Below are 25,417 nucleotides of genomic sequence, written 5' to 3'. Positions count from 1 at the left end.
CTATTCACTGATGAACTTCCGTAATCTCTTTCATCAACTCGATCCAGTCTTCCCGTTTAAAGTCATACAGGTCCAGTTCGATTTTTCGCAGAACCAAATGGATGCTGTCGAACTGTTCATTTGACCGGAATCGCCACCAACTTTTCACGGTCGGCGCTTTAACGCCTGGCGCGTAGTACATTAACGTGCGTTCAGGATTGACGATGTCTTCTACCCGGTCCGCGTCCAAGTAATCGTGCGGGAAATCGATATAGAGGCCAAGGGCTGCTTTATGGGGCGTGATGTACCCAATTTTATGCAGGGAATCCCGGTCCTTCTTTTCAAGAGAATCACTCCAAGGCACCGGTTTGCTGCTGGCAATCAAAAACCGGCCGTCCTCTTGCTGTTCAATCGTGCAATTCGGTAGGCTGTTAAATACTTCGAGCACTTCGCCCATTTGTTTCGTTACGGATTTGTTCACGTTGCCACTCCTTCAATTAAACTATTCGTCCTATCATAATTCAAAACCCTATTGCTGTAAATAACCATAGGCTCTCTATCAGAAGAATCCGCTTGATCGAAATGAAAAATCGCCCCGCTTTCATAAGATGAAAGAGTAGGCGATTTGAGAAGAATTTATTATCAGTCGGCTTTTGAAATGGTCCGTCCGCTTTTGCCGAGTGCATAATAGATGCCATGCTGCAGGCTTTTCAGGCATTCGAATTTGTTCAAGTCGTTGCCGGATTGGGCAATCACCATTGCCAGTTCCGGCGACACGCCGACCAATATCGTTTCGATGCCGAGCAGGCGGGCAGAAGCGCCGAGTTTATCGATCAGCCGTGCTGTGTGTTCGGAAATATGTTTGTGCAGTCCCGTCAGGTCAAGCAAAAGATAATGCGCCCGGTGTTTCGGCAATTCACTCAAAGTGTTAAGGATCAAATCTTCCGAACGGTCTTCATCGTAGTTGCCGATCATCGGCACGACAACGATATTTTCCAATACCGGAATGATCGGGGACGAAATTTCTTTCACCAAATTCTGCAGCATCTTCGTTTTCTCATCCACCATTCGCTCGAGTTCTTGAATCTTTAAAGCTTCCTGTCTTCTGGACATTTCGTGGATGTTCGATTGCACGGTGATGTCGGAAGGATAGTATTCAACGATGCTGTAGGCATTTTCTTCATTCTGATATTGGACGGTTTTGTACCAGAAGTTCGTGCCGAAAAGGCCGGTGAATACGCCGGCGTAATGGGAAGGCACAAATATGCCATCGAGGCCTTTCTGTTTTTGCTGGTTCATTTTAAATTCCCAGTCGTCCTGTAGATGAAGAGTGAAATGTTTCGTTTCCTCGTCTATCTTCACAATTTTGGCTTTCCCCCATCCAGCGGAAGCATATGTATTAGCTAACCATTCGACTACATTGGACGTGTTGATATTTTTCATGTGCAAAAACCCTTCGCCAACGACGACGCCTTGGCGGAAACCGGTCGTTTCCAACACGAGTTTTGTTGCTTCCGTCCCTGCTATTTCCCGGATGGAGTCAAAGAAAGTTTCCATGGCTGAAATCCAAAAGAACACGACGTCTCCGCCATCGAATAATACTTCCGCTGTCTCTAAATCCCATTTCAAATCCACATCGCCGACTGTAATTTGTTTTTTCGTCATCTTAAGTACTCCTCCGATTTGCTGGCTATTCTCATTAGTTAACTAATGTTGAACATAAGTTCCGTATGTTATTCCCTAAGCTGCAGAAAACTATGCACTCCAAAATAAATTTTTTTTGTCTATAGAGCGGAACCTACGCGGGTTATAATCACTCCAGGAGAATTCTCGGAAACTTAAATAATCGATAGATCTCTTGGAGGCATGGTGTACTCAAGGGGAAATCAATGGGGGGCAATATGAAAACACATTACTATTTAGGATGGTTCACGCAATTCTTTCCGGAACAACTCGGGAAGTGGATACAGAAGGATATTGCGGACAGAAAGTCGCTTGTGATGATCAGCGGGAATCCTTGGCTTGATGAGGAAGACGGGGCTGCGGAACTGTCGTGGCTTGCTCATGAAGGGATTCAATTTGATGAATATCATCGGATCCACTCTCAAGTGCCGATGGATGAGGCTCATACTTTGCTTCAGAATGCTTCCGTCATTTTCTTGTTGGGCGGCTATACACTTGAACAAAACCGCTTTTTGGCAGAATATGAACTACTGGATGTAATCCGAAAAAGCGAGGCTGTTGTGCTCGGAGCAAGTGCGGGTGCCATTAACATGTCAGCCAAATGGCTCTGCTCAAGAAACTTTGGATATGAAGTAGAGGAGAGTTCCGTTTACGATGGCGTGGGTCTTGACGATTTTTCAGTGCTGTCCCATTTTGATCTGGAAAACAATATGGACATGGTTCAAAAAGAGCTGTCCCATTTATCGAAGGAAATGAACATCTATGCGTCGAACAAGGATTGCGGCATTCGCGTTAATGGAGAAAAAATCGATATCTTCGGCGATGTATATTTGATTTCCCATGCAGAGATTCGGAAACTGGATGAAACGTCTGTTTCGGAGCTAATTTAATCCTTAATATATGCATATGACTTTCTTCTAAAGTGGTTGGTGGGAATGGAAGCGGCGACTCCTGCGGGAACAGCACGAGCGGAAGACCTCTGACTGAGCACAGCGAAGGAAGGTCTGAAGCCGTGCCCGCGGAAAGCGTCCGCTGGAATGGACACCAGCCACTTTTGGGACAACTCCGTTTTTAATCCATTAAACGCTTCCTGCTTTTATTCAAATTCCGAACGAGCCAAAGGATAAAAAGAAGCAGCAACGCCGAGCTGATAATTAGCGTAATAAGGTTTGGCACAGCTTTTGTATTCAAGTCGTTCATGCTCGTCACCACCAGCCATTCTGGAAAAGAAGGGTCGACGGCGTATTGGAAAACAAAGAGGACGTTGTTGAACAGGTGGAGCAGAATCGGTACCAGCAGCGTGCCGGTTTTCAGGTAAAGGAGCGACGCCACTACTGCAAATAGGAAAGCACCGAAGATATTGATGTGGAACGCGCTGAAAATGAGGCTGGATAAGCCGACGCCTTTCCATAAGCCGAGCGATGCGACGAGCCGGTGCATGAGCACGCCGCGGAAAACGAATTCTTCTGCAATCGGCGCAATGACCGCGATGATGAAACCATTCGCTGCGAGATACCAGAACCCGCCGGGGAGGGGCTGCGGTGTGAGCGCGATTTCCACTGCGGCCGGAGAGACGGACACGAGCCCACGCAGCATCAGCCAGTAGACGCTGATGGAAAATGCCAGGACGAGCAAGGTGAGTCCGGCAACGGGCAATAGCCAGCGTACGGTGCCGGTGAGGAAGAAAATTCGGCGCACTTTGATGTTGTACTTCCGGAAATAGGTGCCGCAGATCCAAATGGGCAGGACAGTATAAAAAGCTAGGAGAAAGACGAGCAATTGAAGATAGCTGTTGCCGGTGGCTTGCAGCAAGAGAGAAATCGAAACGAAGGCCGCGACTGTCATAATGCCGATTACATACCGGGACCGCATCTCCTCAAACATCTGCATCGCCGCCTTTTGTAAGGTTTTATTCATACTCGTAATTGATTTCATCATATCATGCCAGGTTATTTAAAATCTAAAAATTCAGATAAATTATAGATTTTAATTGGGGGAAGGCGTATAATGGGTACGGAAATATTTGCAACGGTTGATTTTAGAAATGGTTACAAACAAGAGGGAGGGCTACGCATCGGAAATCAGACACATCATCTAGTTTTATTACCAGCAACAGCAACTGACAGGGAAATCGAAACTATTTTACTGACGACTTAACTGGAGAAGAGGAAAAAACGATGCTTTACAATATTGTGTTGTTTCTCCATATTGCGGGTGCGGTGATCATGTTTATGGCGATTGCGATTTTGGCTTTGTCGATGCTTTCCATGCTGCAATCGAAAGACACAGAAAATGTGAAACGGTGGTCGGGCCTTGCGGTGAAAACGGATGTCTTGTTTCCGATGAGCACATTGTTGATCATCGTGCCGGCTTTGTATCTTGTCTTTTCCACTTGGGGCTGGGGCACGGCTTGGATCAACGTCTCTTTGGCAGCACTTCTTGGTGCCAGCTTTTTAGGTCCGGTCATTAATCTTCGCCGGCTAAAAGGGATACTGGCTGCGGCTGAAGCGGAAACGGATATGGTTCCTTCGATCAGCTTGATGAATAAAATAAGGGACCGGGTTCTGTGGAATTCCGTTTCGATTATGGCCATGCTGGCTGTAGGGATTCTGTTCTTGATGGCGGTGAAACTCGCCTTGTTCGGTTCACTCATTACGATGGTGCTTGCTGTCGCCATCGGCTTTGGCTTGGCGCAGTTCGTCCTGAACAAAACGAGACCGGAGACTACTGCGGATCCAGTATCATTTTAATAAAAAGCCGTATCCATTGAGGGATACGGCTTTTGTCTGTTTTATTAAAGTAAATGCTTCGCCAGCAACCGGTAAGCATCGAGGCGCTTTTCCTGCGAATGGGGGATGCTGCAGATCATCGCTTCTTCAAATCCGTATTGCTGCTGTTCTTGCTGCAATTGGTCGGCGACGTCTTTTGCGGAGCCGACTAAATGGATGTTGCGGCTCGCTTGGATTTGCATGCGGTCCATTTCGGTGAGTGCCGAATTCTGCGCTTCTTCCGGTGTCATGAGCGGCATGATGCGGCCTTTCATTAACATCAAACGCGAAATGTCCTGCGGCAAGGCTTCGTATTCCGCTTCTTCTGCGGTTTCAGCTGTTGTCACTAAATACGAAACGGAGATTTCCGGTTTTTCCATGAAAGCGGACGGGACGAAATTCGCCCGGTACGAGTCCAAAATGTCTTTCGTCATACCGCCGGTGAAGAACTGGGCAAACGAATAGCCGACGCCCATTCTTCCTGCTTCGTATGCGCTATTGCCGCTTGAACCCAGCAGCCACGCTTCCGGCAGCTGGATATGCGTCGGGGAAGCGATGGTTTTGTTGTAGATGCTGCTTTCCGGCACTTCGTCGTTGATCAGTTTCAGCGCCGTGTCGAATTTGCCGTACATATCATCGGTCATGGCCCGGCGTCCTTGGGACAAGGCATAAATCGAACTATGGTCGCCGCCCGGTGCGCGTCCGACGCCGAAATCGATGCGGCCTGGAGCAAGGGCACTCAATGTCTTAAAGACTTCCGCGAGTTTCAAAGGCGAATAATGCATCATCATGACGCCACCTGTGCCAATGCGGATCTTTTCCGTTTTCGCGCTTAAGTAAGCGGCCGTGACTTCAGGGGCGGAGCTTGAAAACGCACCCGAGCCGTGGTGTTCCGCCATCCACATACGCGTGTAACCTAACTCGTCAGCGAGAACGGCGAGTTCCACCGCTTTTTTCATCGCTGCTTCTGCTGTATTTCCTGCTGTGACAGGTGCTTGGTCCAAAACACTTAATCTCATCTATCTAACTTCCTTCCTTATATGGCAAGTTTGCATAATAAGGAGTATAGCAGTCTGTCATGGTGAAATCACTTTATCTGTTTGAAGGAAAAAAAGCCATCCCGCAAGCTGTCTTGATGACCTGTCGGAATGGCTTTTGTCTTTTATTGAAACAGTAAATAGTCTTTATCGTTGATATAAGAAGGGCTGATATCGACGAATAGGAAATACTGGTCCGGCAGCGGATAGCTGAAGGTGCGGATCATTTCACCGGTTTCGATATCCGAATACGTATCGGATAGAATGCCGTGGTGCAGTGTTCGCATGCGCATCGTATTCTCTAAGAAATACGGACGGAAAGCCCAATGCGAGCCTTTCTGGTGAGGTTCGACTTCCCAACGCTCTTCGCGTTTTCGGAAGTTGGAAGACACTTGCTGGCCTTCGCTATCGCAAATGTACATCCGGAAGCTTTCTTCATGGAAAGGCGCTGTGATGTTCTCGATGAAGCGGTCGGCTTCAAGTTCTCCGTGCCACTCTGGAATCGCCTTTTTCACTTTGGCTTCACAGAGGGACGAAAACGTCAGCCGAGCTTCGATGAGCGATTTCTCGCGTTTGACGAATTCTTGTATATGCGCCCGCGTGTCGATGGCCAAGGAATCGGCCAATTGAAAATCCGGTTTCGCTAAATAAAAACCTTGGTAAAAGCGGCCGCCGTTTTTCCAGGCAAATTGCAGCTGGTGGCTATCTTCGATATTTTCATACAGGAATACCGAACCTATCCGGCGAGCCAAAACCGTCAGCGAGTAAATGATGTCTTGAAAGACGCCGGGGTTGTTGTTGCGGATCAATCCCGTATCGATTTTGAAGATATGCGGCTTTAATTGGCGGATACGGTCGATGTTAGAGCTTTTGGCCCCGACATGGTCGACAGCGATTTTGATGCCGTAAGTTTTATAGTAGAGAAGCAAATGGTTCAGAACATCGAAATCCTCTTCAAAATCATGCTCCGTGATTTCCAGCACAATCCGTTCCATCGAAAACCCTTTTTGTTCAAGCTGCCGTAAGGTATGTAAGAAATCTTCGCCGCCGTTGATCAGCAGCTGTTTGGCATTTCGGTTGATGAAAAGGAAACCGGAGTTGTCTGCTTCAAGCATCTCCGTTACTGCTTTTTGCAGGAGGTCTTGGTCGACTTCAATTTTAAATTCATCCGGAACATCCGGATCATGAAAGAAATCACCCAGGCTTATCCAAGTGCCATCGTCTTCAAACCGACCGAGCACTTCGTAGCCGATGACCTTGTGTTTCTCGGCACTCACAATCGGCTGGAAGGCAGGCTTCGCTTTATGCAGATTTTCAAGAATAGTTAACGGATCCATTGCGGAACCTCCTTTGCGTCGTCGTGAATAACGTCGATTTAAATAGTTTAGCGGAATTGAGGGAATTGTTCAAATACACTTCTCCGTTTTCAAAACCAAAAAGGCAATGCCAGAAAAATCACAATTCTAGCATTGCCTTTTTTTAAAAAATATTCCATTGATTTTATTCCGCTTCCGCCGCTGCCTTCGTCGTACCCGGATTGAAAAACTTATCCACTAGATCGTAAATCATGATGAGCTCATACAAAATCTTGAACTCAGGCGGAAACAGGGTCGGGTATAAGGTGTCGCTGGTCGAGGCACTTTTGCTGTCGTCCCAGAAAAAGTCGGTAATGATTTTTAATTGGTGCTGATGCTTTTCGTGATTGTAGCTGGTGGAATTCTGCAAGTCGTCTGCCAGTTCCGCCACTGCATGCATAATGATGTTCCGCTCCGCCGGGGTCCACTTTAAATTGTCCAGTGGGATCCGGAGCAAAGCGTCTAAATGGAATTCGAGATTATGTAAAAACAGCAATTGCCTTTCCGCCATCTGAAGCTTCGTTTCCCGGTTGCGGACTTTTGCGTACAAACTGAAATCATCCCGCTGGAACTGAATCAGCTTCTCCGCCTTTTGGATTTCCGTCGTCAGCCGCTTCACAAGCTCTTTGTCTTCCTGCAAGTTTGCATCGCCTTCAAAGAGGATGGTGTGGAAAGTGTGTTCGAGCATTCTTCCGGCCTGGGCACTGATTCGCTGAATGCTTTTTAGAATGTCCCGCTGGTAGTTCGGCGGGAAAATGAGCATGTTCACGGCAGTAGATACAAGAAGTCCGATCGTCGTTGTGCCCAGCCGAATGAAGAAGGCAATCAAGACATGATCATGGATGACTTCAATCATCGCAACGGCTGTCAATGTGGCAACAAGCAGACCGTCATGCAACTTAAGTCTGGAGCAGACTAAAATCGTCGCAACTGCAGCGAGGGCATACGTAATCGGGGAATTTCCGAACAGGGATATGAAAAGAACCGCAAAGGCAGAACCGATCGCAGAAGCAGGGAACCGGACTAATCCCTTTTTAATGGAATCACTGACTGTCGGTTCGATTGTTACAATTGCCGTGATAACCGCAAAGACAGGCGGCCAGCCAAACCATTCGCAAATGATGGCTGTTAAAAAAATGGCGATCCCGGTTTTTAAAATCCGGCTGCCATTGAAATGAAAGGGGCGCATAAGGTTTTGACCACCTCTCCTTTTCTAAGAAATTTTACCGAAGTATAGTATATCATCTATTACAAGTCGGACTCTACGAGAATTTTATCTGCGGGCTATTTTCTTCGAATTTAAAACTAACTCCCAATTTCACCCAGTTAAATGTTAGAATAAACACACAATTAGTTTATGGGGTGTTTAAATGGAGGCAGGAAACGATAATGTATTATCAATCAAGAATTTAACGATGAGCTATGGCAGCAAGAACGTATTGAACGGCATCAATCTTGAAGTGAAGAAAGGCGAGATCATTGGCTATATCGGACCAAACGGGGCTGGAAAAAGTTCCACCGTCAAAATCATGTTGGGGCTGATTGATGATTACGGGGGAGATGTGGTGATTTTCGGACACAATATTTCAACCGGCGATCCGTCGTATAAAAGGAAGATCGGCTACGTGCCGGAAAATGCGGAAGCATACGACAACCTGACAGCGATCGAGTATTTGATCTTTACCGGAGAGCTGTATGGCATGGAACGGGACGTCGCAGAGATGAAAGCGGAGCGGCTGCTCGAGCAATTCGAATTGCAGGATGCCCGCCATTCGAGGCTTTCTTCGTTTTCAAAAGGCATGAAGCAAAAAGTGCTGATTACGGCGAGCCTTCTGCATGATCCGGATTTGCTGTTTTGGGATGAACCGCTCAGCGGACTGGATGCCAACAGCATGATGGTCATCCAGGAAATCTTGGCGCAGCTCGCAGCACAAGGGAAAACGATCTTTTATTCCTCGCATATTATGGACTTGGTGGAGAAGATCAGCAACCGCATTGTTCTTTTAGTCAAAGGGGAAGTGGTGGCGGATGCGACGTTTGAAGAGCTGAAGGAAATGAGCGAGGAAGGTTCGCTTTCCGGGATTTTCAATCAATTGACGGGCTTTACGGAGCACCGCAGCAAAGCCCGCGACTTTGTATCGATTGTGCAGGGAGGCCAAACGGATGCGTGAATTCCAGTCCTTGAAGGTCCTTTCAGTATTTAAAGGCATTTTCACAAGGCTCGGTGTGGATTACGCGGTGATGGAGAAAATCCTGCAAATCAAATTGACGATGGACGAACGGCGCGTACCCACGATTTTCAACGATACCGGCAAGAAAAAAGAAGGCAATCAATTCCTGAAGTCGCTTTGGGTGTACGGCTTGTACGGATTGATCCTCATTCCGTTTTTGTTGATCGGGGAAAATTACATCTTTCAGATGAGCCTCGCTTTTGGCATGATTCTCTTCATTTTGATGACATCGATGATTTCCGATTTTTCGGCTGTGCTGTTAGATGTCCGGGATAAAAACATCATCCAGACAAAGCCGGTTACGAGAAGGACAATTGCTGCGGCGAAGATCGTCCATATCATGATTTACATAGCGTTTGTGACCGTAGCTTTTACAGCCATTCCGTTCGTTGTCGGATTGGTTAATCACGGCTTTTTCTTCGCGGTGATCTTCCTGGTTGAATTGATATTGACCGTATTGTTGGTCGTCGTCCTTACTTCGTTATTGTATTTGGTGATTTTGCGGTTCTTCGATGGAGACAAGCTCAAAGACATCATCAATTATGTGCAGATCTTGTTGTCGGTTGGGGTAGTGGTCGGCTATCAAGTATTGATCCGGGCGTTTGACTTTGTGGATTTGGATTTGGCGTATTCGTTTAGCTGGTGGCATTTGCTCATTCCGCCCATTTGGTACGGAGCACCTTTTGAAGTGTTTTTAAACGGCGGTTCTGCAAATTATTTGATCGTCTTTACGGTGCTTGCTGTACTGGTGCCGATCATTGCGATTTTAAGTTATGCGAAGCTGATGCCTTCGTTTGAACGCAATTTGGAGAAATTATTGAGCGATACGAAGAAGCGGAAAAAGAAAAGGAATTGGGTGGATGAAATGGGAGCCAAGCTCTTATGCCGCTCGAAAGAAGAACGGATTTTCTTCCGTTTTGCAGCGTCGATGATGAAAAAAGAACGGGAATTCAAATTGAAGGTGTTCCCGGCGCTTGGCATGTCGCTGTTCTTCCCGTTTCTTTTCGTTTTCACTTACCCGAGAGAAGGCGGATTGGAAGAAATTGCGGGCGGCAACATGTTTTTATTCATCTACTTCTGCAATTTCATGATTCCGAGCCTTGTTTACATGCTGCGGTTTTCGGAAGGCTATAAAGGGGGCTGGCTGTTCAGGGCGGCGCCGATTGAAAAAACGTCTCGTGCCTATAGTGGAGCATTGAAAGCTTTTTTCATGAAGTTGTATTCGCCAGTTTTTCTCGTAGTTGCGATTTTCTTTCTCTGGATTTTCACAGCGAGAATCCTGCCTGATCTTGCAGCGGTCTTCCTTGGCGGTCTTTTGCAAACCTTGATCACGCATAAAGTGGTGACTGAAGACGAGTTTCCGTTCTCTGCGTCGTTTGAGTTCGCCCAGGATGCAGGCACCGGCAAGATGCTCGCTCTTACCTTAATGACTTTCGGTTTTGTGGCTGCCCATTTCATCGCAACCGCAACAACTTGGGGAATATACGTGTACCTCGTTGTTTTACTGGCAGCATTGTGGATTGGCTGGAAACGGGTTTTTCCAGAAAATCGAAGGAGAGAGAAGGAAGACTCCGGTTTTGCCTTGGATCATATGGAATAAAGAAACGGTTAAGTTAATCGTTTCAACAGGAGATGCTTTTGGTATTGGAGCAAAGACAGCTGAACTAAAAGGGAAAAACACGGAAGTGATTTTCGTTGAAGCGAATACATCGGCGATTGATGGCGGTTATACGGGACAGTAATTGATGAAGTTTTATAAAGAAGTGGGCAGCCAGAAATGGCTGCCTTTCTTTTTTGAAAAATAATAATACACAGCTAGTGGAAAGAGCGAATTCTTTACCAAAGCTTAATAATTCCTTAATAGACTTCACTTATACTGAGAACATAGTACTAACGTTGAATTGACGATAAAGGAGACGAATCCCATTAGTTTCAGTAGCGCAATCGAATTTATCAATTACATAAATGAACATCAAGAAGCGCTTTTTGAAGCCAGTATGAAAGATAAAGAAGTCAAAGAGCTCATGTTCCATGAAAATTTCAACACCGCTTTTCAACCGATCCTTTGCCTGAAAGAAGAGGAGACTATTGGCTTCGAAATACTGAATAGGCCAAAAAGCACAATCAACTTCCCTACTACGGAAGAATTTTACTCCTATATTGGCAAGAGCAACAATGTTTTTAAAATGGAAGGATTTCTGCGAAACCTGTCGTTGAAGAGATATGCAGAGCAGGCAAAAAAAGCTGAAAGCCCTGAAGAAGGGCTGATTTTCTTGAATATCCAGCCGCAAGTATTGACGGATCCTGCTTATCGCAGCGGAATGACCTTGGATTTATTGGAGAAATACGGGCTTTCGCCGGACAGGGTGGTGCTGGAATTGACAGAAAAAGAGGCAGTGACTGATTATCGAAGCTTTGAAAAAATCATCAGCAATTACCGCAAACAAGGTTTCCGCATTGCTATAGACGATGCAGGGACAGGATACAATAGCCTCAAAACGATTCTTTCTTTGAAACCTGAATTCATCAAAATTGATAAATTTCTCATCAACGATATTCATCTCCAGCCTGCTCAACAGCAATTAGTCGGATTGTTGCTGGAATTTGCAACCCGATCGAATACATTTATGGTGGCTGAAGGAATTGAAAACATTGAAGAATTGCTGTTCCTGAAGAAGTTAGGCGTCCATTACGGGCAGGGGTACGCTCTTGGCCGACCGGCACCGATGTTGAAAAAAGGAAAAGTAGAAGATTGCAAAGTCCTGGGATGATATTTAAGTAAGTACAAAAGGAGAAATAGGGGTCATGATGTATATAGGTGAGATTGCGCAAAAAATAGTATGTGTATCGTTTGATGCTCCCTGTGGTCAAGTAGACCGCTTATTTCAAGAGAACCAGGGGCTGCAGGGGTTAGTCGTTTTAGAAGACAATCATTCCGTCGGTTTAATCACCCGCACGAATTTCTATCAGAAAATGGGTACACGCTATGGCTACAATCTTTTCCTGAAAAGACCTATACAGCTGCTGGCTAATAACTCCCCACTGGTTGTGGATTATTTCGCATCTGTCATTGAAGTCAGCAAACAAGCGATGGAGCGGCTTGAGGAAGAAGTATACGATGATGTCATCATTAAAAAAGAGAATGCAGTATTTGGTGTTGTCAGCATCAAGGAATTGCTGCTTAAAGTAGCGGATATTCAAGCTGATATCGCACGTTATTTGAATCCGCTGACTTTGCTGCCAGGGAATTACATCATTGATGAGAAATTGAAAAATCTTTTCAGGCATCCATCTGATTTTACTTTTTTGTATATAGACCTAGACCGCTTTAAACCGTATAACGATCTCTATGGTTTCCAAAAAGGCGATGAATTTCTGCAGTCTACTGCCAATATTCTTAAGGAATGTTTTACTTCACCGGATGTTTTTATCGGACATATCGGCGGAGATGACTTCGTCGTCACTTTTAATCATTTTGAATTTGAACGTTATTGCGAAGATCTGATCCAGACTTTTGACAACAAATTGCATTACTTCTATTCGAAAGAGCATTTCGAGAACAAATCCGTGTTCAGCGAAAATCGTTTAGGCGAAATGGAGAGGATTCCGTTAGTTTCCATATCGATTGCTGTTGTTAAAAATGAGAAAGGCCGCTTTAAGAGCCCGGAGGAAGTGGTAGCAGAAGCCACGCGCCTGAAAAAGATTTGCAAGATGAAAAGCGGAAGTTGCTATTATCTCGAGCCTTATGTGATGTCATAAGTTTCTTTTTCATTTCTGCAATGGCTAGCTTAGAGAGCTGGAGAAATTTTCATTAATAAATAGGGAGGGAACAAATCGGCCAGATTGGATTTGTTTCTTTTTTTTATTAAAATTAATATTTAAAAATAAAGTCTTTTAATTCTGTTAATTTGAGAGTATGATGTATCTAATAGATATATATCTTTTAGATAGGATGTGCCAATTGAAAACTTACAATCAAACGACTTATGCCATTCTTGGATTATTAACAACTGACTGCAGATCAGGCTATGCCATCAAACAGATGATTGACCGAAGCTTGAACCATTTCTGGAAAATCAGCTACGGCCAAATTTATCCGACCTTAAAGCTGATTGTCGACGAAGGTCTGGCAACCATTAATGCATCATCCGAGGATTCGAAGCCGGGCAAGAATGAATACGAGCTGACGCCAAAAGGAAAAGAAGTGTTGAAAAGTTGGCTCGAGGAACCGATTGAGCAGATCCCGGTAGAGCGGAATGAGATTTTGCTGAAGCTTTTTTTCGGCAGCCATCAGTCAAAAGAAAAAACCAGCGAGCAATTGGAAGAATATAAATTAAAATTGGAAACCCGCTACGCTGCGTATTCCGGAATTGAACAGATGCTCACGAATGATTATGGGGAAGGAGAGGACACGAAATATTGGCTCTTCACATTGGACTACGGAAAACGGACTGCCAAAGCCGCAATCGAATGGTGCACGGTTACGCTTGAAGAGGTTTCGAAGGAGGAATAGAAATGGCTAAAGAAGTTTTCACCGGACGTTTCACGACCGAGAACCATGAGAACATCGTCGTTTTCCTTATCGGCATGCGAATCAATAAATGGCACGCAGTAAGTAAGTGGCTTCCTGTTTTTAACGCCATGCCCGGAATGATCAAAGAGCTCTATACCCATAAAGAAGAACTCGGCTTCATCTCAATGGAGAATTATTTTGGACTGCGAACCACCGTCATGATCCAGTATTGGCGGTCAACGGAAGACCTCATGGCTTATGCAAAAAACGACAAGCACCTGGCTGCATGGAAAAACTTCAACCAAAAAATTGGCAATAACGACGCCGTCGGAATCTATCACGAGACCTATGAAGTGCCCGCAGGAAATTACGAATCTGTGTACGGGAATATGCCTCTTTACGGTTTAGGAAAAGCATTGAATCATATTCCGATTACGGCAGAGCGCGGGTCGGCACGGAAGCGGCTCAGTAAAGAGGCGTTGAGACAGGCAGATGTTCAATAGAAGTTATAATGTTAAAGAATAAATGGAGAACAGCCATGGACAGATAATAAAGCCGAATTCCTTAAGTAAATTGAGGAATTCGGTTTTTGTTTATTGCAAGGAATTTTATTGTTTAAAAATGGGAATTAAAGCTTTTATAAATTATCATTTATGGTACTATTTACATAATGATTTAAAGTAGTTAAAAAGGTTCATTTGAAAAAGTTATACATTCTGTTTTATGTTGAAAGAAGTGATATGGATGATCAGTGAAATCAAAGGGAAAATTTCAAGCACGGGGAGCAACTTAAGTGATCGGCTCGAAGATAAACTAACCGGTGACTTTTTTGGCGCACTCCGTTATTTGCCTTTTGAGCAGGGACTTAAAGGGATATTAGAAGAAGTAGAATTTACGAATGCAGTTGAAAACGAAGAGTGGGTTCAATTTCTTAATAGACAGTCGGGGTTTGATTTGGATTATCGATTTTGGCCGCGTCATTCAAAAGGAGAAATTGATTTGCTTTTGGAGTTTGAAGATACCTTAGTAGGAATTGAAGTGAAATATCGGAGTGGGATTTCTTCGGAGGATAGCGGCGAGATTGTCAGCTACGACCAGAGTCTCCATCAACTTTCAAAATACTCGCATATGATGGAAAGCTTGGCGAATACGAAAAGAACGTACTTAATATTCCTAGCGCCATTTCCAATACAAAATCTTGTTCAACAGGGAATTGGAATTGACTTTAATATAGCTTCTTCTGTGCCAATGGGATTTATTAATTGGGAAGATATCCATACGAAGTTAGTGAAGATGGAAAGCCCCACTTTAGAAGGCACGCCGAAATATATCCTTTCAGATGTAAGAGAATTACTAGAAGTAAAAGGGTTAAAAAGATTTAACGGATTTGAAAATCTTTTAGAAGAAGTTAACATTCACTATTCCCCGTATAAATATGAAGGGTTGAAAACAATTTCAAAATCATCATGGGCTTGGCCAGATTATCAATTTGAAGAGGAGAATAATGCATATGTCTATCACACAAACAAAGGGTGGAAGTATCATTCAAGCAACTAAGTTATTGAAAGAAACCTATAGAAATTTGAATATACTTTTTCAAGAGTTGGATCGAGTCGGAGAGGAAGAAGGCTATGTAGCCATCAATCCTAAATACATGCGTTATAAATCGGATACGGATACGACGGGATGGATGACGACTAACTTTATTAAATTGTATGTGAAGACTGATAAAATCCTTGAATCTATTGAAGATATTAGAGACTTGGATTGGTACGGGGTCATGGTGGATTTAACAGATGATGATGAAAACGTGATCCCTATAGTCTCTATTATTCGTTATCAATACGATCAATCACATTGGAGCCGGCTTCCTGCCGTATCAGACCACTGGATATTCTGGTCACCATTTTATGAAGGAGACTATACGATTATCCGAGGAGATAACAAATGGCATATTGACGCAAAAGGCAAAGCAAAGAAAAAGCACAACGGATTCGAAAAACTGGCAGCTATAGATGTACCGCTATTTGATTTGAAATCACCGGAAGATGTTCGCGAAAAGGTGTTTAAGAATTTTGAGGGATTGGAATTCTAAACTATTGTGGAAGGAGAAGATTAAGATGAAAGAAGTATTGTCAGTACCTGGAGGAAGAACAATAAAGATTGTGAAAAAATATTTGATTCATGCACATCCACATCCTCGATCATATAAGGCTGCTCAATATATGACGATTCGTGAACGTGGAGGTATCATGGATACACTTTACAGTGTTCAAAGTGAACTTATTCTTAGACCTTTAGAGAACAATTGGGAAAAAGAAATTAAAATATTTAATGAAGAAATTCAAAAAAGATTAAAAAGTTATATTGCTGACAGAGCAGCAGATTTTGGGTTTGGAGAAAAGGAAGAGTATAAATTTTATCTCTTAAATATTGAAAAAGAACTGAAGCATAAACCTCGAACTGATGGACCTCTTCAAACTCATTCATATTATACATTAGGTGAATTAACTAGTGGTAGAGAGATAGTTCTTAGCGAATCGAAACTAAATAAATAATTAAATCGTATTACAGCCATAAGGGGGGATAAATATGAATGAAGAGTTTCTTGAAGTGCGTTGTGTTGAGTGTGGAGATTTTTATAATAAAGCTGCAATGAAATGGAATCTTTGTTACTCATGTTCTGGAGAGGAAGAAGATGAATATAATGGAGATTTCGAAGAATAGATGATTGTCATATAAGTTTTAAAGAGCTTTTGATTAAGAAATTCAATGATAAAGATTAAAGGGGGAATTATTGAATGGGGAAAAATCAGCATGTGACACCTAAAGCGGACGAGTGGCAAGTTAAAGGTGCTGGCAACTCAAAAGCAACTAGTATTCATAAAACACAACAAGAAGCTATTGAAGCTGCAAAAGAAATTAGTAAAAATCAAGGAAGCGAACTTTTTATTCATTCTCGAAAGGGGAAAATTCGAGAGCGAAATACTTATGGTAAAGATCCATTTCCGCCAAAAGGATAAATAGAAAAGAGCTTTCGCACTCAAATGCGGAAGCTCTTTTTGTATAAATCAACTAGCTTGCGGAAACTCGTTTTCCACTTTTTCAGCCAGTTTCTTATTGATCGTTTCATTGTAAATCAGCTCTTCATCCAAAAGAATCAGATAGCCTTCCTGCGGTGAAGGGGAGTCGATCAGTTCATATGCTTCTAAGTAGGCTTCTAACTCGTACGTGTATGCTTCGTCTACGGATTCTTCATCAGCTTGCTGGATCAATGCCAAAGATTTCTCTGGATCCATCAACATGTAAAATTCGGCAAGCGTCATCAAATCATCAATCCGGTGTTTAGGGCCGCTTGTTTCCAATCGATTTTCCATGAAGGCAATCGCCTCATCAAACTGATCCTGCATGAGGTAAAGGTCTGTCTGCATCCAAGCGAGTCGAGCTAGCTCTTCGTCTGAAGCCGATGCAGAGAGCTCGTCAATCAGCGCTTGCGCTTCTTCATGGTCTCCATTGTCAAGCGCTTCATAGGCAGCTTCGTATGTTTCGGATTCGGCTTTGCTTTCTGCCATAAGGTCATCAAGGAACGTTTCCTGGAATTCAACGAGCGTCATACCAGTCGTTTCTTCCAGCATTTTATAAAATTCGCTTGGCATTTTAGCTGCGAGGAATGATTTTAATTGATCTTCTCCATAAGCATCGGCAAGCGACTCGACCGCGAGTAAACTTTGGACGTAAGGGTCGAAGTTCCGGGTGTAGGTGTCATGGAAAGTAAAGTTGTGGTCCATGAGATGAAAATCAATGGGTTCAACTTCTTCCATCTCATACCAGTCGCTGCTTTCACCTGCCAAGTATTCAGCGGTTCCTTCTTCAAACCAAGCCGGCAAGCGTGTTTCTGACAACATCTGTTCTTGCGAGTAAACATGGCTTTGGTGGTGGCTGTATTCGTGAAGCAAGGTGATGTCCCAGGAATACTCGTCCGGAACCAGATGGATTTCCTGCGTATAATAATCATAATAGCCCAACGCGTCTTCAATGCCAGAGGCTTCAGACAATGTATCAAAATCATCGTGGAAAACAATCGTCAGTTCTCCTGTACTTTCGTTGCCGAAGAACTTATCAATTCGTTCTTTTTCCTGTTCAAGGAGCGCATCGACTTTATCGATTTCGTCTTTTGTGGAATTGGTATACGAATAGGAAATTCCATTTTTCTCGATCGTGCCTGCTACATTTTGAGTAGCAGTGCTGTTAAAAAACGAGGAAGCCAAGGTTTGCGTTTTTTCTGCCGCTGTAAAATCCTTCGTCAGATCTTTCGCTTCTATCAACGTATTGGCGAGTGCAAAGAGACCAATAGCCGAACTGAGGTAGATGGTCAAAATCAGCAGGCTTGCGATTTCCATCCGATTAGCCAAACGCAGTTTTGCGAGCTGTCCGATATGGAGGCCGTAAAGGCTGAGGGCCACCACCGCTAAACAGAAAATCAGCAGGATAAAAGCAAGGAATAGTCCAAGGATCAATCCTTGGCTAAAGATGAGCCAATAACTGCCGATGCTGATCCCGGTAAATAAAATCAATAAAAGTAACGCTTTTCCCAGAAACTTCATGTTGTTCTCTACTTTCTATGTGAAATTCAAACCGAATAGATACCGGATAAAAAGAGGAGGTTGCAAGAGCAGCGACCAGCTTTTTTTCGTTCTAGACATTGCCCGTGATTCTGATTAATTATCTTCTATTAAGTTTTCTATAGATTACCATTTATATGTGATGGAACATATAAATTTTTCATAAGCATTTGGACCTTATTTGAAAGGATTAAAGGAACGGAGAGTAGGGCGGAACCACGCTCTTTGTATAGAAAGGAAGCAAGTTCATCCCATCTATAAGTTTACAAACTTCCAATCGATTGCTATATTGGGCATTAACAAGACTTATTTTTACAGAATATTAGAAAAATATGAACGTGATTAATTTGGAATTTATTCGATTGCGAAAGGAGATTTTCACATGGAAACAGTGACCGACATCATCCTCATCGTATTGCCCATCCTTATCGTAGGGGCGATTGCACTTTTTGTTATTCAAAGCCTTAAAGCCAAGCAAAAACGAGGCACAAATGGAAAGAAAAAAACAACAGAAGCTCAGACCTGGCTCGATAGTATGATTCCGCTCGGCATGGTCTTTGGGAGCGCTGGCGGGGTAGTTTTCAGCCTCTTTTTCCCGGTATCTATGGCTGCAGCCATTGCGTTGGGAGGGGCACTTGGTTTACTGAGCGGCTATTTTGCTTACAGTCATTACAGTAAAACAGTAGAAACCTCATCTTGAATTAAATAGAGAAGAAGCCCGTCCGATTTTTCCGGACGGGCTTCTTTTGTTGGATCGCTATTTTCTAATACTCCGCATAGAGCGCGGCCCAAGTGTTGGTACCGACTACGCCATCTACTTTCAAGCCTTTATCAGCCTGATATTTCCGGACGTTTTGTTTGGTCTTCGGTCCGAAAATGCCATCGACCGTTGTTTGCAGCCCATACTCATTTAAAGTCCATTGGAGAAGTTCGACTTCGATGCGCTTGCTGCCTTCACGCAGGATAAATTGATGTTCGGGTGCAATGTTCATGAGATTTTTGAGCTTGGCTGGCAATTGCCCGCTTGGTTCTGCCGGTTTCTTGTGCTCGGCATAGAGCGCAGCCCACGTATTCATACCGACCACCCCATCGACTTTCAAGCCTTTATCTGCTTGGTACTTTCGCACATTTGCCAAAGTTTTATTGCCGAAAACGCCATCGACCGAGGTTTTCAATCCGTACTCATTCAAAGTCCATTGGAGGAGTTTCACTTCAATCCGTGTGCTTCCTTTGCGCAGCGTAAACTGATGCTCCGGGGCAATATTCATGAGATTCGCAAGGTTCGCTGGCAGCTTGTTTTCCTGGGCGGCAGTAGTATGGCTTGTTGCTTCCGCTGGTTGAATAGCTAGAGGGGATGCGACCAATAATCCGAATGCCAGCAACGTTGGAACCCATTTTTTCTTCACGGTTGATTCCTCCTGGATTTATATTTTGCCACCTGTATACCCTTTAGTTAAATAACTGAAACGATAAGTGATGGTGTTAATTTACTTATTTTTTATTTCCTTCATAATAAAATCAAACTTCTAAAATGATTTTGATCAACTCTTAACTAGGCTAGTAAAGGAGGTACACCATGTACAAAAAGAAGCAATACGTCTTTGACGGCGAAACACCCGTGGCGGCAACGATACGCAATTACAACGCATCTGATTTCCCGGAATTGATCGCAATCCAGCAGGAAAGTTTTCCGCCTCCGTTTCCATCGGAGCTTTGGTGGAACGAGGAGCAATTGGCAAACCATGTGGAATTGTATCCGGAAGGGGCGATCTGTCTGGAAATCGCTGGGGAACTTGCCGGTTCCATTACAGCGTTGCTGATGGATTTTGATCCTGATCATCCTGAACATACATGGGAAGAGGCGACGGATAGTGGCTATATCCGCAACCATAATCCAGACGGCAAGACGCTTTACGTCGTCGATATTTGCATCCGCCCGAAATTCCGGTCGTTGAAGCTTGGCCACCTGTTGATGCAGGCTCTATATGAACGCGTCGTGCAGGACGGATTGGAGCGAGTACTTGGCGGCGGCCGGATGCCGGGATATCACAACTATACCCAGACGCTCACTGCCGAACAATACGCAGAACAAGTGCTGGAAGGGAAATTGAAAGATCCGGTTATTTCGTTTTTGCTTCGCTGCGGAAGAACGCCGGTAAGTGTCGTACCGAATTATTTGGAAGACGAGGAGTCTAAAGGATATGCCCTATTGATGGAGTGGAAAAATCCTTTTTGGGATAAGTAACTTTGAGTGGAAATCACTAGAGTGTAGGAGGAAAAGATTGGACAGGAATACTGTCCGGTCTTTTTTGCTTTTCCAACTCAAATCATAGAGAGAAAGGGGAAAGAACTCAGGGAAGTCTATTTGACAGAATAAACTGTCATTGTTACGATTATTATCGGAAAATAATGAAAATAAAAGAAGTCGGTGTACGGAATGCGGCAGGCAAAATAACTCTGCCTGCTGGTATGAAAGGTGTCGGTTTCCAAAGGAGACTGGAGGATGGAAAAGGTGAAGAAAAGAAGGTTTGAAATGCCGGATGCGTTTGTCATCATCTTTGCGATTTTGTTGTTGGCGGTTCTATTGACGTATGTTGTGCCGGCAGGGGAATTTCAGCGTGAAGAGGTCGATGGACGAAGTCTGGTAATTGAAGGGACATACGAACGCATTGATAACGACCCAACGACGCTGCTGTCGATTTTTACATCGATTCAGCAAGGGCTCGTCGATTCTGCGCCCATCATTTTCATGGTGTTGATCATCGGCGGTGCAGTGGGAGTTATTGACCATACTGGGGCTATCAATTCAGGAGTCAACGCTTTGATAGGCCGGGCGAAAAATCAAAAATACATATTGGTTGCTGTCTTTATCATGATTTTTGCCGTGATGGATTTTGTCGGCATTAGCGGAAATGCCATCATTGCTTTTATTCCGATTGGGATTATTTTAGCAAGGGCGTTAAAGTTGGACCCGATCATCGGTGTGGCGATGGTGTATCTCGGGCAGTACGTCGGAGTCGCAACTGGGACGTTCGATCCGGTCATCACGGGGCTTGCTCAATCGATTGCTGAATTGCCGCTGTTCTCCGGATGGCATCTGCGGCTCACGGCATTCTTTATCTTGCTCGCGATTACGATGACTTACATTTTGCTTTATGTGAAACGCATTAGTAAAGATCCAGCGAAGAGCATCGTCAAGTTCTCAGAGACAGACGGTGCGGATGAGCAAAAAGCAGAAGAGTTTGGGCCATTCACGGGCCGGCATAAACTGGTGCTTTTGACGTCCTTGCTTTTTATGGCATCGTTCATCTACGGCGTATTCCAATTTGAATGGAGCACAAATGAACTGGCTGGAATATTCATCATGATGTCAATTGCCGCTGCGATTGTGGGCGGCCTCCGCATGAACGAATACGTGCAGGTGTTTATCAAAGGTGCCCAAGGGATTGTTTACGGTGCACTGGTTATCGGATTGGCGAGATCAGTCGTCATCGTGCTCGAAAATGGCAAAGTGCTCGATACAATTGTCAACGCAGCATTTATCCCGATGGCGGAACTTCCACTATTCTTGGCAGCCATTGCCATGTTCATCTTCAACCTTTTGTTCAATCTGATCATCACATCAGGGACTGGTCAAGCGGCGATCGTCATGCCGTTTATGGTGCCGCTTGCGGATATGCTCGACATTACAAGACAGACGGCGGTACTCGCCTTTAAACTTGGCGACGGCACAACGAATATTATTGCCCCGACTTCCGGAATTTTGATGGCGGTTCTTGCTGTCGGAAAAATCCCGTACTTGAAATGGTTCAAGTTCGTCTTGCCGCTTATGCTCCTTTGGGTGCTCGTCGGCATCATCATGGTCGGGATTGCCGTCCTTACCGGCTATCAATAAACATTTCAGTACGTGGGAAAATTAAGCGAAAGAGGTGGCAATGATGGATCCAGTAATGAAGTATATGGAAGAACATCAAAAAGAAATACTTGAAGATATTCGCTATCTTGTGGAAAGTGATTCGCCTTCGCTCGATAAAGAACAAACCGACCGCTGCGGAATGCGCATCCAGGAATTGCTGGAGCGCCATATTGACAAGCAAGCGGAAGTGATTCCGGAAAAAGAATACGGGGACCACTATAAACTTGAATTCGGCGAAGGGGAAGAGAAAGTACTCATCCTCTCCCATTTTGATACGGTATGGGATCCAGGTGAATTGACATACCGCGAGGAAGCGGGCATCGCATATGGGCCAGGGATTCTCGACATGAAAGGCGGGCTTGTCCAGGGAATCTGGGCGCTAAAAGCGATTAAAGAATTAGAGCTCCCGATGGAAAAGAAAATTGTCTATTTGTTTACAAGCGAAGAAGAAATCGGCAGTCCGGCTTCAAGAGAAGCTATCCGTCGCGCAGCAGAAGGCTGCAGTGGAGTTCTTGTAACGGAACCGCCGGTAGTCGGGACAGGCGCTTTGAAAACGGCGCGGAAAGGATCGGCCCGCTACACGATCCGCTTCACAGGGAAATCCGCTCATGCCGGGAACAACCATCATGAAGGGGCGAATGCGCTACGTGCGGCTGCGCGTGCAGTCGAATACTTGGAATCGCAGACGGATTACGAAAAAGGCACAACCATTAATATCGGGTTGGTTAAAGGCGGCGGCAAATTGAACGTCGTTCCGGACAGCGCAGAAATCGGTGTGGATGTCCGGGCGACTTCGAGCAGCGAACAACAGCGCATCGACCAATTGATCCGCGGCTTAGAGCCGTTTTTGGAAGGCACGGAACTTACAGTTGATGGGGACATTTCGCGTCCGCCGATGGAGCGTACTGAACAAACTGCCCGGCTGTTTGAAATGGCGAAAGCAGCTGGTTCAGAACTTGGTTTAGAGCTTGACGAGGCCTCGGTCGGCGGAGCAAGCGATGGCAATATCACCGCTGCTATGGGAATTCCAACAATTGATGGCTTAGGGGCAATTGGTGTCGGCATTCACGCGCGAAATGAACAAATCGTCATTTCGGAACTGCCGAAGCGGGCGGCACTCATTGCAAAACTGCTTTTGAAAATTTAAAGATTGATTGAAGAGTGCAGTGGGATTATTTTCCGCTGTGCTTTTTCTTTTTACATTTTTAGGAGAAGCTGTCATTCGGTTTGATATCTCGTTATACTGGAACAAAGAACAGTATAGGAGGCGGATATCTTGGGTTTATTCGATAAATTAGGCCTTTTCAAAAAGCCGGAGCAAGAAGAAAAAATCAGCGGCATCTCGCTAAAGAAAAAAGCGGCAACGATTGTGTTGGAGAAGAAAAAACTGACGGATGTCTCGGCGAGAGTGGGGATTGTGCTAGATATCTCCGGATCGATGAGAAAACTTTACAACGAAGGCGTCGTCCAGGAAGTGGTCGAACGGGTGCTGGCGGTCGCAAGCCAGTTTGATGACGACGGCGAATTGGATGTCTGGGTCTACGACAACGAATTCTCCAGGCTGCCGAGTGCCACCGAAGCGACCTTCATGGGGTATGTGGAAAAGAACATTCTGTCGAATACCGGCGTCCATAAATTCGGCCGCAATGACGAGCCGAAAGTGATGGAAGACGTCATTCGCAAGTACACGAAACAAGAACCGGGCGATGAACCGGTATTTCTGGTGTTCATCAATGACGGCGGGTGCAAACCCGGCATCAAGAAATTCATCGTGGAATCATCGGACAAGCCGATTTTTTGGCAGTTTGTCGGAATTGGCGATTCGAATTTCGATGTTTTGCGGAAACTCGATACCATGGGTGGCCGCGTGGTCGACAATGCAAACTTCTTCCATGTGGATGATATCAGCCAAGTATCAGACGAGGAATTATACAATCAGCTGTTGAATGAATTTCCGATGTGGCTGAAAGAAGCCAAAGATAAAGGGATTTTGAAATAAAAGAGTCCGGTTTACAAAATCTTGCCCCATTGGTATATTGAGCGTGAACCGAACGATTACAAAATGCATAAGGGAAAGAGGTTGGACAAATGGATGTAAGATTTCCGATTGGAAAATTAGAAGTTCCTGAACATGTGAAAGCTGAAAATCTTCAAGAATGGTTCAGCAAAATTGAAAGTTACACGACGCGCTTAAGAGAAACGGTGGATTCGTTGGATGATGCAGAGCTTGGCAAGCGTTACAGAGAAGGCAGTTGGACTGTTCGCCAACTCGTGCACCATATTGCGGATTCGCAGCTCAATATGTACCAGCGGCTGAGACTCGCATTGACAGACGACAATCCGACAGTTCCTGCTTTTGACCAGGAAAAATGGGCAGAACTCCCGGACAACGCATTGCCGGTGGAAAGCTCCATCCGGATGCTTGAAGGGCTGAATGAACGGATTGTGGCACTTGGGAAACAAGTGACAGAGGATCAATTGAAGCGTGTATTCACTCATGAAACAAACGGTGAAATCAGTGTCGCAACGAAACTCGCGAAGTTGTGCTGGCACGAAGAGCATCATTTGGCACATATAAAAATAGCTTTGGAAAACTGAATCAGCAGAAGTTCTAGAAGCACATTCCGCAGTTTGCGAATGTGCTTTTTTCAATGAAAAGACGGAAGAGCTGAAAATTAAGCTCTTCCGTCTTTTTCCTTACGATGCAGCGGCAGGTATAAAATCAAATTTTACTAAGCCATAAAAAAGAAAAGAGCTGCAAGCGCGACAAATATCAAACCTGTCGCGAGAAACATGATTGGCAGGATCATCTGCTCTTTGGAATCATTCATCATCCAGCGGGTTGGTTTTGCGGGATCGTAATTGACGGTTACTTGTTGGCCGCGCTCGTAGCCATTGCTGACATGAATGCTGCCGAGCCTCTGTTTGGTAATGGAAGCCGAATTCCGCTTGCGGTACATTTTTCCGTTTGCTTGAAATTCCACCACCGGATACAGGCGGTCCGGACTGCCTGCTTGGTCTACGATTGTGCCAACCGTTTCAGCGGTGCATTTTTTCTTTTTTCCTATTTTGAAGTAGTAAAAAGTGTAGAAACCTACTGCCAGCATAATCAAACCGATGGGCAAGAGAATGTAAGCTGTTGCTAACAGTCCTTGTTGTTCTGTCATTGTAAATCCTCCTATTCATTAGTTGGTAATATTTTATTCAAATGGATAATAAAAGTATATCACAAAAGAAATAAACATTGAGATCCAAGGAGGAGTTCATTTCTTGGGCAGCCTTTTTCGGGAAAGTCGTTTTGCCGCAAAGCCAA

Annotated in this window: 30 protein-coding genes; 21 read left to right on the top strand and 9 right to left on the bottom strand. The window is 44.6% G+C overall.

The window, feature by feature from the left end; genetic code table 11:
* Positions 1–4: 4 nt before the first annotated feature.
* Entirely contained in the window at positions 5–460 is a 456-nt protein-coding gene (locus NFU07_RS15275) for a hypothetical protein (protein WP_251479545.1), read from the bottom strand.
* A gap of 161 nt (positions 461–621) precedes the next feature.
* The gene (locus tag NFU07_RS15270) at positions 622–1,644 is read right to left on the bottom strand and encodes an STAS domain-containing protein (protein WP_251479543.1); all 1,023 of its coding nucleotides are present in this window, start codon (positions 1,642–1,644) and stop codon (positions 622–624) included.
* A gap of 236 nt (positions 1,645–1,880) precedes the next feature.
* On the opposite strand from NFU07_RS15270, the gene NFU07_RS15265 reads away from it, so the two are divergent.
* Positions 1,881–2,552 carry a Type 1 glutamine amidotransferase-like domain-containing protein gene (locus NFU07_RS15265; protein WP_251479542.1) on the top strand — a complete coding sequence of 224 codons (672 nt, stop codon included), beginning with the start codon at positions 1,881–1,883 and terminating at the stop codon, positions 2,550–2,552.
* Between the two features lie 181 nt (positions 2,553–2,733).
* Here NFU07_RS15265 and NFU07_RS15260 read toward each other — a convergent pair whose 3' ends face one another.
* Positions 2,734–3,546, bottom strand: a complete 813-nt coding sequence (locus NFU07_RS15260) for a CPBP family intramembrane glutamic endopeptidase (protein WP_251479541.1) — start codon at positions 3,544–3,546, stop codon at positions 2,734–2,736.
* 123 nt (positions 3,547–3,669) lie between these two features.
* On the opposite strand from NFU07_RS15260, the gene NFU07_RS15255 reads away from it, so the two are divergent.
* Both NFU07_RS15255 and NFU07_RS15250 read left to right on the top strand, forming a co-directional pair.
* Entirely contained in the window at positions 3,670–3,819 is a 150-nt protein-coding gene (locus NFU07_RS15255) for a hypothetical protein (protein WP_251479540.1), read from the top strand.
* A 20-nt stretch (positions 3,820–3,839) separates the two neighbouring features.
* The gene (locus NFU07_RS15250; RefSeq protein ID WP_251479539.1) at positions 3,840–4,412 is read left to right on the top strand and encodes a DUF2269 family protein; all 573 of its coding nucleotides are present in this window, start codon (positions 3,840–3,842) and stop codon (positions 4,410–4,412) included.
* Between the two features lie 44 nt (positions 4,413–4,456).
* On the opposite strand, the gene NFU07_RS15245 is transcribed toward NFU07_RS15250, so the two are convergent.
* The 3 genes from NFU07_RS15245 to NFU07_RS15235 all read right to left on the bottom strand — a co-directional run bounded on the left by NFU07_RS15245 (position 4,457) and on the right by NFU07_RS15235 (position 8,011).
* Positions 4,457–5,449, bottom strand: coding sequence for an MsnO8 family LLM class oxidoreductase (locus NFU07_RS15245; RefSeq protein ID WP_251479538.1), 993 nt, complete (start codon positions 5,447–5,449; stop codon positions 4,457–4,459).
* 143 nt (positions 5,450–5,592) lie between these two features.
* The gene (locus NFU07_RS15240; RefSeq protein ID WP_251479537.1) at positions 5,593–6,804 is read right to left on the bottom strand and encodes an EAL domain-containing protein; all 1,212 of its coding nucleotides are present in this window, start codon (positions 6,802–6,804) and stop codon (positions 5,593–5,595) included.
* A gap of 163 nt (positions 6,805–6,967) precedes the next feature.
* The gene (locus NFU07_RS15235; protein ID WP_251479535.1) at positions 6,968–8,011 is read right to left on the bottom strand and encodes an aromatic acid exporter family protein; all 1,044 of its coding nucleotides are present in this window, start codon (positions 8,009–8,011) and stop codon (positions 6,968–6,970) included.
* A gap of 181 nt (positions 8,012–8,192) precedes the next feature.
* Between NFU07_RS15235 and NFU07_RS15230 the strand changes: the two genes are divergently transcribed.
* From NFU07_RS15230 to NFU07_RS15180, 12 genes are all read left to right on the top strand, one after another.
* The gene (locus NFU07_RS15230) at positions 8,193–8,993 is read left to right on the top strand and encodes an ABC transporter ATP-binding protein (RefSeq protein WP_251479534.1); all 801 of its coding nucleotides are present in this window, start codon (positions 8,193–8,195) and stop codon (positions 8,991–8,993) included.
* Complete coding sequence (locus tag NFU07_RS15225) at positions 8,986–10,653, top strand: putative ABC exporter domain-containing protein (protein ID WP_251479533.1); 1,668 nt, start codon at positions 8,986–8,988, stop codon at positions 10,651–10,653. The genes NFU07_RS15230 and NFU07_RS15225 overlap by 8 nt, the downstream gene beginning before the upstream one ends.
* On the top strand, positions 10,631–10,795 hold the full coding sequence (locus NFU07_RS15220) for a hypothetical protein (protein ID WP_251479532.1): 165 nt from the start codon (positions 10,631–10,633) through the stop codon (positions 10,793–10,795). The genes NFU07_RS15225 and NFU07_RS15220 overlap by 23 nt, the downstream gene beginning before the upstream one ends.
* 255 nt (positions 10,796–11,050) lie before the next feature.
* The gene (locus NFU07_RS15215) at positions 11,051–11,824 is read left to right on the top strand and encodes an EAL domain-containing protein (RefSeq protein ID WP_251479531.1); all 774 of its coding nucleotides are present in this window, start codon (positions 11,051–11,053) and stop codon (positions 11,822–11,824) included.
* Positions 11,825–11,858: 34 nt separating this feature from the next.
* Positions 11,859–12,812, top strand: coding sequence for a GGDEF domain-containing protein (locus tag NFU07_RS15210; RefSeq protein ID WP_251479530.1), 954 nt, complete (start codon positions 11,859–11,861; stop codon positions 12,810–12,812).
* Positions 12,813–13,014: 202 nt separating this feature from the next.
* Positions 13,015–13,566, top strand: coding sequence for a PadR family transcriptional regulator (locus NFU07_RS15205; protein ID WP_251479529.1), 552 nt, complete (start codon positions 13,015–13,017; stop codon positions 13,564–13,566).
* Positions 13,567–13,568: 2 nt separating this feature from the next.
* Positions 13,569–14,069, top strand: a complete 501-nt coding sequence (locus tag NFU07_RS15200) for a DUF4188 domain-containing protein (RefSeq protein WP_251479528.1) — start codon at positions 13,569–13,571, stop codon at positions 14,067–14,069.
* Between the two features lie 241 nt (positions 14,070–14,310).
* Positions 14,311–15,123: a hypothetical protein gene (locus tag NFU07_RS15195; protein ID WP_251479527.1), complete on the top strand. Its 813-nt coding sequence runs from the start codon at positions 14,311–14,313 to the stop codon at positions 15,121–15,123.
* Positions 15,077–15,661 carry a hypothetical protein gene (locus tag NFU07_RS15190; RefSeq protein ID WP_251479526.1) on the top strand — a complete coding sequence of 195 codons (585 nt, stop codon included), beginning with the start codon at positions 15,077–15,079 and terminating at the stop codon, positions 15,659–15,661. The genes NFU07_RS15195 and NFU07_RS15190 overlap by 47 nt, the downstream gene beginning before the upstream one ends.
* 25 nt (positions 15,662–15,686) lie before the next feature.
* The gene (locus tag NFU07_RS15185) at positions 15,687–16,124 is read left to right on the top strand and encodes a hypothetical protein (protein ID WP_235198344.1); all 438 of its coding nucleotides are present in this window, start codon (positions 15,687–15,689) and stop codon (positions 16,122–16,124) included.
* A 34-nt stretch (positions 16,125–16,158) separates the two neighbouring features.
* A complete protein-coding gene (locus tag NFU07_RS17715; protein WP_260107726.1) occupies positions 16,159–16,293 on the top strand; it encodes a hypothetical protein in 135 nt (44 codons plus the stop codon).
* Positions 16,294–16,367: 74 nt separating this feature from the next.
* The gene (locus NFU07_RS15180) at positions 16,368–16,589 is read left to right on the top strand and encodes a DUF2188 domain-containing protein (RefSeq protein ID WP_235198345.1); all 222 of its coding nucleotides are present in this window, start codon (positions 16,368–16,370) and stop codon (positions 16,587–16,589) included.
* A 48-nt stretch (positions 16,590–16,637) separates the two neighbouring features.
* Here the strand turns inward: NFU07_RS15180 and NFU07_RS15175 are convergent, their stop codons facing one another.
* The gene (locus tag NFU07_RS15175) at positions 16,638–18,170 is read right to left on the bottom strand and encodes a tetratricopeptide repeat protein (RefSeq protein WP_251479525.1); all 1,533 of its coding nucleotides are present in this window, start codon (positions 18,168–18,170) and stop codon (positions 16,638–16,640) included.
* Between the two features lie 400 nt (positions 18,171–18,570).
* Here NFU07_RS15175 and NFU07_RS15170 point away from each other — a divergent pair, with 400 nt between their 5' ends.
* On the top strand, positions 18,571–18,888 hold the full coding sequence (locus NFU07_RS15170; protein WP_251479524.1) for a hypothetical protein: 318 nt from the start codon (positions 18,571–18,573) through the stop codon (positions 18,886–18,888).
* Between the two features lie 64 nt (positions 18,889–18,952).
* Here NFU07_RS15170 and NFU07_RS15165 read toward each other — a convergent pair whose 3' ends face one another.
* Positions 18,953–19,594, bottom strand: a complete 642-nt coding sequence (locus NFU07_RS15165; RefSeq protein WP_251479523.1) for a peptidoglycan-binding domain-containing protein — start codon at positions 19,592–19,594, stop codon at positions 18,953–18,955.
* A 170-nt stretch (positions 19,595–19,764) separates the two neighbouring features.
* On the opposite strand from NFU07_RS15165, the gene NFU07_RS15160 reads away from it, so the two are divergent.
* The 5 genes from NFU07_RS15160 to NFU07_RS15140 all read left to right on the top strand — a co-directional run bounded on the left by NFU07_RS15160 (position 19,765) and on the right by NFU07_RS15140 (position 24,702).
* Positions 19,765–20,433, top strand: a complete 669-nt coding sequence (locus tag NFU07_RS15160; protein ID WP_251479522.1) for a GNAT family N-acetyltransferase — start codon at positions 19,765–19,767, stop codon at positions 20,431–20,433.
* Positions 20,434–20,691: 258 nt separating this feature from the next.
* Positions 20,692–22,083, top strand: coding sequence for a YfcC family protein (locus NFU07_RS15155; RefSeq protein ID WP_251479521.1), 1,392 nt, complete (start codon positions 20,692–20,694; stop codon positions 22,081–22,083).
* Positions 22,084–22,126: 43 nt separating this feature from the next.
* The gene (locus tag NFU07_RS15150; RefSeq protein ID WP_251479520.1) at positions 22,127–23,251 is read left to right on the top strand and encodes a M20 family metallopeptidase; all 1,125 of its coding nucleotides are present in this window, start codon (positions 22,127–22,129) and stop codon (positions 23,249–23,251) included.
* 183 nt (positions 23,252–23,434) lie between these two features.
* Positions 23,435–24,103 carry a vWA domain-containing protein gene (locus NFU07_RS15145; RefSeq protein WP_251479588.1) on the top strand — a complete coding sequence of 223 codons (669 nt, stop codon included), beginning with the start codon at positions 23,435–23,437 and terminating at the stop codon, positions 24,101–24,103.
* Positions 24,104–24,192: 89 nt separating this feature from the next.
* A complete protein-coding gene (locus NFU07_RS15140; RefSeq protein WP_251479518.1) occupies positions 24,193–24,702 on the top strand; it encodes a YfiT family bacillithiol transferase in 510 nt (169 codons plus the stop codon).
* 134 nt (positions 24,703–24,836) lie between these two features.
* On the opposite strand, the gene NFU07_RS15135 is transcribed toward NFU07_RS15140, so the two are convergent.
* The gene (locus tag NFU07_RS15135; protein WP_235198358.1) at positions 24,837–25,271 is read right to left on the bottom strand and encodes a DUF3592 domain-containing protein; all 435 of its coding nucleotides are present in this window, start codon (positions 25,269–25,271) and stop codon (positions 24,837–24,839) included.
* Positions 25,272–25,417: the final 146 nt, after the last annotated feature.

Source organism: Planococcus sp. NCCP-2050 (genome assembly GCF_023708025.1).
Classification (GTDB): domain Bacteria; phylum Bacillota; class Bacilli; order Bacillales_A; family Planococcaceae; genus Planococcus.
This window is presented reverse-complemented; position numbering and strand designations above follow the sequence as displayed.